The 12,450-nt window shown below is 29.4% G+C and carries 8 protein-coding genes; 2 read left to right on the top strand and 6 right to left on the bottom strand.

Translation table 4 applies throughout. From position 1 onward, the window contains the following. Positions 1-43: 43 nt before the first annotated feature. Together HGG69_RS00785 and HGG69_RS00780 are read left to right on the top strand one after the other, a co-directional pair. Positions 44-1,021 carry a phosphate acyltransferase gene (locus HGG69_RS00785; RefSeq protein WP_169604914.1) on the top strand — a complete coding sequence of 326 codons (978 nt, stop codon included), beginning with the start codon at positions 44-46 and terminating at the stop codon, positions 1,019-1,021. After that, positions 1,021-2,202: an acetate/propionate family kinase gene (locus tag HGG69_RS00780; RefSeq protein ID WP_169604913.1), complete on the top strand. Its 1,182-nt coding sequence runs from the start codon at positions 1,021-1,023 to the stop codon at positions 2,200-2,202. Before HGG69_RS00785 ends, HGG69_RS00780 begins: the two co-directional genes overlap by 1 nt. A gap of 37 nt (positions 2,203-2,239) precedes the next feature. Here the strand turns inward: HGG69_RS00780 and HGG69_RS00775 are convergent, their stop codons facing one another. From HGG69_RS00775 to HGG69_RS00750, 6 genes are all read right to left on the bottom strand, one after another. Next, positions 2,240-2,761 (bottom strand): hypothetical protein, encoded by a 522-nt coding sequence (locus HGG69_RS00775; protein ID WP_169604912.1) that lies wholly within the window; start codon positions 2,759-2,761, stop codon positions 2,240-2,242. Beyond that, positions 2,761-5,199: an ATP-binding cassette domain-containing protein gene (locus tag HGG69_RS03150; RefSeq protein WP_169604911.1), complete on the bottom strand. Its 2,439-nt coding sequence runs from the start codon at positions 5,197-5,199 to the stop codon at positions 2,761-2,763. Before HGG69_RS03150 ends, HGG69_RS00775 begins: the two co-directional genes overlap by 1 nt. Further along, positions 5,189-6,310, bottom strand: a complete 1,122-nt coding sequence (locus tag HGG69_RS00765) for an ABC transporter ATP-binding protein (protein ID WP_169604910.1) — start codon at positions 6,308-6,310, stop codon at positions 5,189-5,191. The genes HGG69_RS03150 and HGG69_RS00765 overlap by 11 nt, the downstream gene beginning before the upstream one ends. 5 nt (positions 6,311-6,315) lie before the next feature. After that, entirely contained in the window at positions 6,316-7,599 is a 1,284-nt protein-coding gene (locus HGG69_RS00760) for an ABC transporter permease (RefSeq protein WP_169604909.1), read from the bottom strand. Beyond that, positions 7,592-8,605, bottom strand: coding sequence for an ABC transporter permease (locus tag HGG69_RS00755; protein WP_237077115.1), 1,014 nt, complete (start codon positions 8,603-8,605; stop codon positions 7,592-7,594). The genes HGG69_RS00760 and HGG69_RS00755 overlap by 8 nt, the downstream gene beginning before the upstream one ends. Positions 8,606-8,698: 93 nt before the next feature. Further along, positions 8,699-12,232 (bottom strand): OppA family ABC transporter substrate-binding lipoprotein, encoded by a 3,534-nt coding sequence (locus HGG69_RS00750; RefSeq protein ID WP_169604907.1) that lies wholly within the window; start codon positions 12,230-12,232, stop codon positions 8,699-8,701. Between the last annotated feature and the right edge of the window lie 218 nt (positions 12,233-12,450).

Below are 12,450 nucleotides of genomic sequence, written 5' to 3'. Positions count from 1 at the left end.
TTTTGTGTTCTAAAATATAATTAACGAATTATTAAGGAGAAATATGTCAGAAATGTCAAAATACAGCAAACATATTAATACTCTAATAAAGGCAAAAGCTCAAAAAGAGATATTAAGTGTTTTATTTATAGATGGGAATGACCCGAGAGCGCGAGAAGCTGCTATATATTTAAAAGATAACAAATTAGCAAAACCTATTATGTTATTAGAAAATGAAAGTCAAATCGTTGACGATGGTTTAGAAAACATCGTTATGACACAACAAAGTGCAAAAAAAGAAGAATATGCACAGAAATTAGCCGAAATAAGAAAAGGCAAAGAAAATATCGAAGCATGTAGACAAGCTTTGGAAACACGTCCATTCTACGGAGCTATGATGCTAAGAACAAAAGAAATTGACTCAGCAGTTGGGGGGTTGATTTATTCAACTGCAGCTATTCTGAGAGCTTCATTTAAAGCTATTGGACCAAAACCTGGAATTAAAACAATTTCATCAATCATTGTGCTACATAAAGATGATGAAACATTTATTCTTACAGATCCATCAACAGTTGAAAAACCAAACGCAGTTCAATTAGTTGATTTAGCAAAAAATGCTAGCGAATTTGCCAGAACAATGAAAATGAATGATTTAACAGGATTTTTAACTTATTCAACAAACGGTTCTGGAAAAGGTGAAAATCCGGAATTAGTGCGTGAAGCCGTTAAATTAGCTATTGAGGACGGATCAATCAATATGATCCACGGTGAAATGCAATTTGATTCAGCTTATGATTTAAATGTAAGAAAACACAAATTCCCATCAGCACCTCAAGAAAAATTGGGTATTTATGTATACCCTAACCTAGAAAGTTGCAACATTGGATGTAAAATGGCACAACGTTTAGGCGGATATGGAGCAGTTGGTGCTATTATTCAAGGAATTAATGGAGCTATTAACGATTTTAGCCGTGGGGCTACAGTTCAAGATGTTATTGATGTGACATCTATTACAATATTAAAAGGTTATGAATTTAAATAATGAGTAAAATTTTAGTAGTTAATGCAGGTAGTAGTTCATTAAAATGATCACTACACGATAAAGAAGATTTACATTTAATAGCTAGTGGTCTATGCGAGCGAATTAATTTAGACGGTAGAATCATCACCAAATACCAGGGAGAAAAATTTATAGATGAAGTTACTCTTCCTAATCACACTACTGCAGTTAAAGAATTAATCAAATTATGAGCAAAATATGATGTAATAACTGATTTAAACACAATAGCTGCCATTGGATTCAGAACGCCTTTTTCTGGTCATAAATATTTAACACCAGCATTCTTTACTGATGAAGTTCGCGAAGGTATTGAAGAGGCTAAAAAATTTATTCCTCTGCATGCTCCAGCAACTCTAGCTGCTGTGGAAGCTTTCAACGAAAACATTCCTTCAGTGAAAAAAATTATTGCTCAAGATACAGCATTCCACGTTACAGTTCCTAAAATAAATGCAACATTTTCAATCAATCAAGAATGAGCAGAAAAATATCATGTATACAAATATGGATACCATGGATTAAGCCACGATTTTATTAACAATAAAATGAAATCGATTTTAGGTAAAGACAAAAACAATTTAATTATTGCTCATTTAGGTTCTGGTTCGTCAGTTTGTGCTGTTAAAGATTCAAAATCATTTGATATTTCAGTTGGATTCAGTTCATCAGATGGTTTAATAATGGGTACTCGTGCCGGTACAGTAGATCCACTTATTTATGACTTTTTAGTACGTGTTGAAAATAACTCGGCTCAAGAAGTGTTTGATATGTTCGTTAAACAATCTGGTTTACTAGGAATTAGTGGTATATCAAATGACATCAGAGATTTACATGCAGCATGTGCGGAAGGTAATGAAAAAGCTCAGTTCGCTGTTGACATGTTTGTATGAAGAGTAGTCGACACAATTGCAGCATATATTAATAAAATTGGAGAACCAATTGACGCTATTGTATTCACTGCGGGCATCGGAGAAAATGATGAAATCGTACGTAAAAGCGTTATTGAAAAATTACCTTCATTCGGTGTTAAATTAGATGAAGAAAAAAACTTAGAAAAATACGGTTCGGAATTATTGATTTCTACAAAAGATTCAAAAATTCCAGTATATAAAGTAAGAACAGACGAAGAAATTGTTATAGCTCGTTACGTAAAAGAAATGATTTAAAACAAATAAAAAATACAGGATTAAATACCTGTATTTTTTATTGAAATGCTAATAATACAATTAAGATAATTAGTGATACTAAAACCAATGAATAAAACACTGAAGCGGTAGATTTTCAACTATTAGTTCCGTGTATTTTTTCTTTGTCTTTTTTCTCTTTTTCTAATTGTGCTTGTTTGGCTTTATTTTCATAATATTCTTTAAATTGTTGTTGAGACATTCTTTGAGATTCGATTTTTTCTTTTTGTTTTTTATATTGAAATCCCTCTTTAATGTTTTTTAATGTTTTTTTAGTTCCAGAACCTAGTCCATAACGACCACACAATGCAACAGTATTTAAGGTCAAGATAGTAATAGCTGCTGCTGTTAATGAATCTACTATAGAACGATTATTGGAAATAACAACAATTTTACCTTCGTGTTCGTATTGTGTTGGCTTTTGTCAAAAAGCAGCTGCACAAAACACTAAAGTGAATAATACAATATTAATAATTAAATAAAGTATTGTTGTTTTATTAAAACCATTTTTATATCAATTTCATACTGAATTTTTTTTCATTATTTTTTATTCTTTTTCTTAGATGATTCAACTTCTTCTAATGAAATTTCGGTAACTGATTCAATATTGAATTGTTCTGGATTCTCTTGTTCAGATACCCATTTATATACTTGTTCTTCAGTACCATATACATAGTGGTCTTCTTCAACTTTATATTCTTTTGGAATAAATGGGAATTTTTGTTCGCTTAAATAATTTAGTTCAAAACTAATATTTTCAAATTTTTCGTTAGCATTTGAAATTTTTGGTATTGCTTTAAATAAATTAATTGTGTAAGGGTGTACTGGGTTTTTATAGATAGCTTCAGTATCTCCACTTTCAACAATTTTTCCAAGGTGCATAATTTGCACTCTGTCAGCAACGTATTCAATCATTGATAAGTCATGGGCGATGAAAATTAACCCAATGTTTTTTGTTTTACATAAGTCTTTTAATAAGTTAACAACTTGAGCTTGAATTGAAATATCTAATGAAGCAATAGGTTCGTCAGCAACAATAATTTTTGGATTTGTAATCAATGCTCTAGCGATAACAATTCTTTGTCTTTGTCCACCACTAAATTCATGTGGGTAACGGTAAGCGAATTGTTTCAATAAACCAACATCTTCAAGTGTTTTGTAAATAATAGTTTTATATAAAAGACCTTGAATTCTTAATTTAGTTACTGGCAACATTAAGAAGTGTGAATAGATTTTGTCAAATGTTTTAGCTTTGTTGTTGAACATTCTATTAATAATTGATTTATTGTTTCCTAACAATAAGTCAATGTTACCAATATCTTTTAATAAATATTTGTACTCAATGTTGAATGATTTTTGAGTTTCAAATTTGTTTTGAACAATTGTATTGTATTTATTAATTCAGAATTTAATTTTTGTTTTATCTAAAGATGCTTGGTGTTTAATAAATTCAATAAATTCTGTATGTTTTTTGTCAAATTTATGTGTTAATTGTTTAATTTCGTCTCTCAGGTCATAATAAATTTTATTTATTTTAACAATTTCTTCATCAAGTGTTGCAACGTATGCTTTGTTATGTTCAACAAACTTATCTAGTTCTTCTCGTTGTCATATTAAGGCTTTTGATAATTCTTGCTCGATTTTAGCTAATTGATGTTCACAAACAAAAGGTTTTTGTTGTTTTTTCAATTCTTTTTCAAGATGTGCAATTGTATCAATAACTCTTTTTTGATCTTTTTTAATGTCATCTTCATTTTCTTTTGAAGTAGCAACAAATTTTTTGCAATCAAATTTAAAATCTGAATCAATTACTTTGTTTATTTTTTGTTTTAATTTTGGTTGATAATCAAATGATAAGAATTCTGTATAGAAATTCATTGTATACAATTTTAATTCTTGAATGAATTCTTTAATTTGATTAAATGTTAAATAACGTAATGAATATTGAACATCTTTAATGTATTTTATTGTGTGTTTATCCAGTAATTCTCTTTTTAGATTATATGCATAGAAATCTAAGTCGGTTGTGGATAATCGATTGTTTTTAATTAATTTAATTTCATGTTTAAATTCTTGAATGTAGTTTTTAAAAGTGTTTTTATTAATTAATTTAAAATCATGTAATTTAGTTTCGAAATCGTCAAGCTCTGCTTTTTTATCAATTAATTCATAATGTTGTTTAACTTGTTTTTTAGAAAGTTTTGAGCCTAAAAGAGCATCTTTGTGTTGTTTTTTTAGATTGTTTACTAATATTTCATCTTCAGTTAGAATATTTGATCTGAACTCTTTTTGTTTTTCTTTATAGTATTCAATCAATTTGGTTGTGTTTGAATACATTTTGTCTATTATATCACTCTCCATTATTTGTTTTTCTTCTAGGAAAGCGTAGTATAGGTTAAAGTTATCTTCTAAATTTAAAGAAGAATTGAATTGAATTTCTTCAAAGTTTTTTGTTCATTCTTTTACGAAGTTTTCAGCAAGTTTATTAAACAATCCTAAGTTTTCAATTTCTAATGTTTTTGTTTTAATTCTAAATGTGTATTTAAAATTACTTTTTACATCTTTTCAATCACTGAATAAATCACTTATGTTTTCTTTCATTATCTTATTAACAACAAGAGGTTCTTTAAGTGTTGAGAAGATAGTTTTTTGTCCGTTTAATGAGGCATGCGGATCTTGGAAAATCATTTGCACATTACGACGTAAAAATTTATTTCTTTTATTGCTTATTTTTTTACCACTGATAATTTTTTTGTCAAGCCTTACAAATCCGTTGTACTCATCATATAAACGTAACAATGAACGACCAATAGTTGTTTTCCCTGAACCAGATTCACCAATAAGTCCAACAACTTCACCTTCATGTACTTTGAAACTTACGCCATCCACCGCTTTATTTACATGGTTACCGTTTATAAAATATTTTTTAAGGTTATCAATTTCTAAAATAACTTTTTTTTCTGAATTGTTATTTTTCATCTTTATAAAATACCTTTCTAAATGATTCTAAACGTTTAATTAAATCATCTCGTAAATAAATTTTTGGAGCATCAGGATGTAATAATCAAGTTGCGGCTGAGTGAGTGTGTGAAATTGGAATAAGAGGTGGTTCTTTTATGAAATCAATCTCTAGTGCATAATCGTTACGTGGTGCAAATGGGTCTCCTAATGATAAGTTGGCCATGTCTGGTGGTGTTCCCTTGATTGAGTAAAGTTTTTCTTCTTTATTTTCAGGCACCGCAGAAATTAAAGCTCATGTGTATGGGTGAGCTGGTACTGTGAATATTTCTTCTTTAGTACCTTTTTCAACAATACGTCCTGCATACATAACATAAATATAATCACAGAATTTTGCAACAACTGAAATGTTGTGTGAAATTAATATGATTGAAATTCCCATTTTTGTACGGATGTTTTCAAATAATGCTAGCACTGATGCTTGGACTGTTGGATCAAGAGCAGTTGTTGGTTCGTCAGCTATTATTACATGTGGTTTTAACGCAACAACCATTGTTATAACGACACGTTGTTTCATACCACCACTCAAGGTGTGTGGATACATGTTAAATATTTCTTCAGCTTGTCTTAAACCAAATTCTTTTAATAAAGAAATTAAGTACTCTTTTTTCTCTTTGTATGTTTTGTGTTTTCAATCGTCATTATGATTTAAGGCATCCAGTAATTGTTTACCTATTTTTCTTGTTGGGTTAAGAGATGTTAAAGGATCTTGTGGAATGTATCCAATTTTTTTACCCCTTATTTGTTTTCAATTTTTTTCGCGTTTACATTCTAATAAATTTTTATCATCAACAGTCATAACTTCGGCCGTTGTGATTGTGCGTTCATTTACATTGATTAATGATTTTGATGTTACTGATTTTCCTGAACCAGATTCACCAACAATACCAACAATTTGTCCTTTAAAGATTTGTAAATCCACTCCACGAATAATGTGTAAAAGTTTCTTTTTACCTGTTTTAAAACTTACGTGTAAATCTTTGACATTTAAAACTAATTTACTTTCATCTATCTTTTTTAATTCTTGATCGAACATTTTTAGTTCGTATTCTTTTTTTGTTATGTTGCTCATATTAATTATTTTTTAGATGAACTGATAACTTTTGGATCCAGTGCATCGTGTACTCCTATTGCAATAAATTGTAATGATAGTGAAAGTGTTAATAATATTATCGAAGGTAGTAATAGTATTCAGTAGTTTTCAGGTGCTTGAGGTGTTGCTTCAAGTAATAATTTACCTAAATTGGCCGAGTTTCCGTCTTTGTAGAATCCAAGGAATGCCAATGAAGCGATCGATAGAATAATTGAAGGTATTCTACGAACGAATGCTGTAGCGATTTTACCTAGTATTGCAGGTAATGCGTGTACAAATATTTGTCTTGAAGTTGAAGCACCAATACTTTTAGCTGCTGTTATGTACTCTTCATCTTTAACTGTTATTATAAACATACGTGTACTTGAAACAGGTCATGCTCAACCAGTTATTACCAATGATATAATCAAGGCAGTATTACTTACTCCCATTACTGATACGAATAATAGTAATCAAATTAATGTAGGGGGAGCTAAGAAAATTTCAATTAAACGCATGAATACAGTATCTATTCATTTTCCAACGTGAAATCCTAAATAAGCTCCAATTGCTACACCGATTAAAGTTTGTAATGAAGCGGTAATAATAGCTATTTTAATTGATTCAGCTGTTCCGGTTCAAGCATTTGTTCAAATATCTTGAGCATTTATATCAGTACCTAATAATGTATTAACTGGGTTTTGAATTTTAATATCATTTACTCACGCTTGAGTAAATACAAAGTTAGCATCTTCGGTAATTTTTTGTGCCATTGCATTATGTAATATAACTGCATCAAATAATGCATAAGCATCATATTGCATCGATATTGTACCTGTAGCGGCATTAAATTCTCCGAAACGAGTTGTGTTTAAAAAGTTAGCAAAATAAATTTGTAAATCCGGATGCTCTTCAACAAATTGTTTTATTTCGTAAAATTTATCTATTTTTGGAGAGTTTTGGAAAATTTCTGTTTTTTCTACCATTGGTGAAAAAATTGGAGGCAACATTGTTGTATACATTTTATCAATGTTGTTAATCTGAGTCATTGCTTTATATGGTGTTGTTAATGGAATGATAATTGCACATAACATTAAAGTAACAAAACAAATAAACGCAAATGTTACATAAGGGTTTTTGAAAAATCTTTTAATGATTTCTACTAGCATTTTTTTAGGTTTTCCAGCGATGTTAGAACTGCTGTGTTGGTGTTCACTACCGATAAATTTTATTTTTGATTGTAAATTAATTCCAATTTTATATTTTTGATTAAAATCTGTACTATTCATCGCCTTTGCCCCTTTCTAATGTAGTTTCTGTGTTTGAAATGAAGTCATTTCATATTTTTCTTCTTGTGAAGTATGACATTACATATTGTGAATATTTTTTACCTGATTTTGATGAGTATTTAATTCTTGGGTCTAGGAATGCATAACTGATATCAGTAATTATTTCAGTTATTAGAGATAAGAATGTAAAGAATATCGTACTGAACATAACAACATTTCTTTCTCCAGCAGGGAAGGCTTTGGCAATAACTTGCGATGTTCCTGGTAATTGTCAGTAAACCTCAACAACAATTGATCCAGTTAATAGACCAATATATGAAGGAAATACCAATGAAAATATAGGAATAGAAATGTTTCTAAAAACATATTTTCTAAAAATTTCGATATTTCCCAATCCTTTAGTTTTTGCTATTAAAACATAGTTAGATGTCAATACAGTAATAACTTGATTACGTGTGTATGAAGTATATACTGCTAATGAACCTAATGTAATAACAAGAATTGGTGATAAGAATGATTTTATAATTACTAATAAGGGTTGATCTGTTACGAATACTCTTGATGGTAATCCCGCAGCTATAGAAATATTAATTGCTATAGGTGCAATAATGAATGATGGTAACGCAATAAAAATTAGCACAAATATATTGATTGTACTATCAATAAAAGTTCCACGTTTGTAACCTGAAATTGTACCTAATATTATTCCGATAAAAGCACTTAAAATAAATGCTGGCAAGGAAATAAGGATTGATCATCTTAAAGGTTTAAAGAATAGTTGGGGCATTGTTTTAATTTCCGCTCCAAATGGGTTACTTGTTGGTTTAAATACTCAACCAAAGTCCCCAGTGAAGAAATTTTTAATATATATAAAATATTGAGTTAGCACTGGTTTGTCTCAGTGGTGTTTTTTTTCTTGTAGAGCAACTCACCCTTCAATGTCTTTTTGTTTAGAAGCAAGGGCTAATTCTCTAAATGGGTTTTCTTGTGAAAATGTCGCTATCATGCAATATGAAAAAACTGAAATAATAAATAGAGTAAGGATAGCAAACGCTATCCTTTTAAATGTATATTTTAACATTGTTTAATATGTTAATTTCTAGTTGTTTTTATTCAGTTTATAATCAGCATAACGGACTATACCATCTTCTTGAATAGGCGCTACATATCCTTTTTGTGATAAGTAGTTTGTAAATCCTAATTTAGCGATTTCGACCTTACCATCAGCAACTTGTGGTGATAAGAAGTTCGTAAATTCATTTGCTAATGAAATTAAATCTTTATTTGTTTTGTCTGTTGTGTAATGTATTCATCATTGAGCTGAAACAGTAAACGGATCAGTAGCTTGAACTTTATCTTGTTCGTTTTGAATATAAACATATGCTTCTGAAGAATGTTTAATAACAATTTGTTCTCATTTTTCTGGAGTAACAGTTGGATTGAATATTAAATCTTTGGATGCGATTTTGGCATCTAATCATGTTTTAAATTCTTTCGAAGCTTTCATTAATTGTGGGAATGATTTTTCTAATTTTTGATATGTAGCTGAGTTATTAGCAATTGTGTATAACAATGGTAATAAGTTTGTATTTCATGATAATCCATCAAATCCAGAAGCGATTGATTGTAAGTCATATGATCAACCCACGAAAGCACTAGCTGTTGTTTTGAATGAATTATAGAATGTGTTCGAATCAGTTGGAGCTTGTAAATCAAGTTTGATACGGCTGTCTAATTCATTAATAGTTTTGATAACTTTTTTAACAGCTTCTTTTATGTGCGCAGAAATGTTAATGTATGGATAGAACACTTTATATTCGATCGTAGTAACTTTTTTCTCTTCAAATAAATCTTTGTTATCTTCAAAGAATTTGTCTAACAAGATTTTCATTTCTTTTTGGATTTCTGCAAATCCTACACCTTTGTATTGCTCATTTTCATTTGTTTCTTTTTTAGCTTTTTCAGCATATTCTGTTGGTGAAACTTCTTTTCCGGCAGTTCCTAAATTGATTTTGTCTAAATCACTATTCAATGCGAATAATGAGTTTAAATCATCATAGGCGTCACGTGGTGTTTTAATTTCAGCATCTAATTGATCCATTCCGTCTATTTTAGCATCAGGTGCTACACGTGCTATATATGGTTTACTTTGTCCATTTGTTTGATCATCGATTTGTTTTGCTCAGTTAATAGCAGCAGCAATCAATGTTCTAAATCTTAATCCTGTGCCAGCTGCATATGTTTCAAATGATTTCATTTCACCTTTACTAATTTGTTCGGTTGTTGCTCCTCACATTAATTTTGCGTAACCATCGTTAAATAAGTATTTTAAATTACTTGATGAACCGATTGGAACAGGTGCAATTTCTTGAACAATTCTTGCTATTAATCTATCTTTAATTAAAGATTGTCTTTTTTTAAGTCCATATTTATTTTGTTTATCATTTAAAACTGTATTTCTATCTGTTTGGTTCAATGAACTGAACGGTACTTCAGAAACAGTACCTTCTTCATAAGCTTGTCATTGTTGAGTATCGAAAACTTTAACGTCCACTGGAGCAGCTTGATATTTAATCTCGTATCCTTCTAATGTTTCTGGCGAATTTACTCATTCTTTGTCGAAGTAATGTTTATTTTTAACAAATTTTTCAACTAAACTTTCAACACCTTTTGTGTAATATGGACCAGCAAATAATGTATTGTCTAATCCTAATCCGTATCAGTATTGTCCAAATTTAGCAGCATCTGATTTCAAGAATTCTTCTTTGTTAAATAGTTCTTTTAATTTGCTTAAATCTTCGCTTGAAATATTTGCACCTTGAGGTTGAATTGAAAATGTTTTATCATCTAATTGTTTTTGAATAAATTGACTTGGTGCAGCATAGAATAATGAACCTTTTGCTAAAAAGTCTAGTCATTGGCCGAATAAGGCATTTTGACCTTTTACAGCTTCAAAAGTAACAGCGTCTCTACCTTTTACTTTTTGTTCATTACTTGAAATTTTTGTAATGAAACTTTCTTCATTAAATAATGCTTCTTTATTTACACTGAATAAGTCAAATAAGTAAGCGTTAGGATATTTATCTTTTTTAGTAAATAATTCTGAGCCACTTGGCATATGTTTTTGAACTAAGTTTTCTAATTGGTATGCTTCTTGTTTTTCGATAGCTTCAATGTTTGCTTGAATATCTTGATCGTATTTTTGTTTAACTGAAGCAAGGTCTTTTTCTAAGTTTGCTTTTTCTTTAGTTAGTGATGTTAATTCAGTTTCTTTTTGTTTTCTAACGTCTTCAGTGATATTTTCATCTGATTTCAGCATATTAACAATATCATCTATTTTTTTGTCAATTTCACCAAATTTAGCATCATATTGTTGTGATTGTTGTGAAAAATCATCATTAATTTTTTTACGTACGTCATATAATGCTTCATTTAATGGAAGACTTGATTGTAAACGTGTTGCTTGAGCATGTAAATTTGTTCTCATTCATGAGTAGTAAAAGTCTTTTGCGTTTGTTTTGTATTCAGTTTCGTTTCCATTTTTATCAACTCATGAATAACTTCTTATTGTAAATTGCATTTTTGTAGCTTTTTTTAATTTTTCAAAAAAGTTTTTACTATTGATTGATTTTGCATTTGATGAAAAATGTTGTTGGTAAATTTCGTTGTATTTTTTAATGCCATCCATTTTTGGTAATTCATCAACTTCATCAGTATCAAATACTTCAGTTGTACCATCTTTCAATGTTAAAACAATAGCATCAGCTGCTTCTAAACGATATTTTCAGAATGATGGGTATTTAATAATTGTTACTTGTTGGGGTTTTGCTTCTCCTGGCACTTTTTGTAATTCTTCTTTAATAACTTGCGCATTAAGTGCTTGAACTCTAAATAGTTTTAATCCAGTTTGAATATATGAAGCTTGAGAAACTTCAGAACCAAATGATGATGATCCATCATAGTCATTACCATCGTAGGTTTTGATTGCATTTACTGTTCTTGCATATATTTTTTTGTCAATTACTGTTTGCAATTGTCCTTTTGAAATATTTTCTTGATCAAAAGTTGATTCTAATGAAGCAATCATGATTTTAATTTCCTCATCAAGATTACTAATAAAATCATTTAACTCTTTTTTAGTTTTGTGTTTTGGATCTTGAAATAATTTGTTTAATTCTTTGTTTAATTTGTTATCATCGTCTCCTGCAAGAGTTTCAATTTCTGTCATTTTTTGATTGAATTCAGCAGTTGATGTTAATTCATTGTTTTTAGTTTTTGTTTCGAATTCTTTTAATTGTTTCAATAAATTATTAACACCAATTATTTTTCCACCATCTTTTTCATTTCCATCTAAAATGAATTTTGCAGCGTTTTTATTTACTTCTTTTTTAGCTGTTGATAAAAGGTTGTTTGCTCTTTCTTGAATTTTGTTCAAACTTTGTAGATAAAATTTAACTATTTCAGCGTTTGATAGTTGTTTTTTTTCTTCATCTGTTTTTACTAATTCATCAGCATGTAATTTTTCTGTAGTAGTACCACATGATAAAACTGATAACGGTACAGTCAATACTAATGCACTGCTACCGAGAGTTAATCACGGCAACAATGTGTTTAATTTTTTGTTTCTTTTCATAATTCTTCCTTTGATTTGTATACCACACCGCTTAAAAAATTTGCATTCATAAATTTTTCAAACCGTGTGATCCTTAATTTATATATAAATATTATAAATTATATTACTTTTTGCACTTGTGTGTGCTGCTTTTGACTTTTTCTGAAATAAATGAGTAATCAATTACGTTTTTTAAAAAAGTTCTAACAATTAGTGATACTAACTGCCAGAACTAATAA

This window comes from Mycoplasma phocoenae (assembly GCF_012934855.1).
GTDB classification, from domain to species: Bacteria; Bacillota_I; Bacilli_A; order Mycoplasmatales; family Metamycoplasmataceae; genus Metamycoplasma; species Metamycoplasma phocoenae.
The sequence above is the reverse complement of the archived record's forward strand: the minus strand, read 5'-3'. Positions and strand labels throughout refer to the sequence as shown.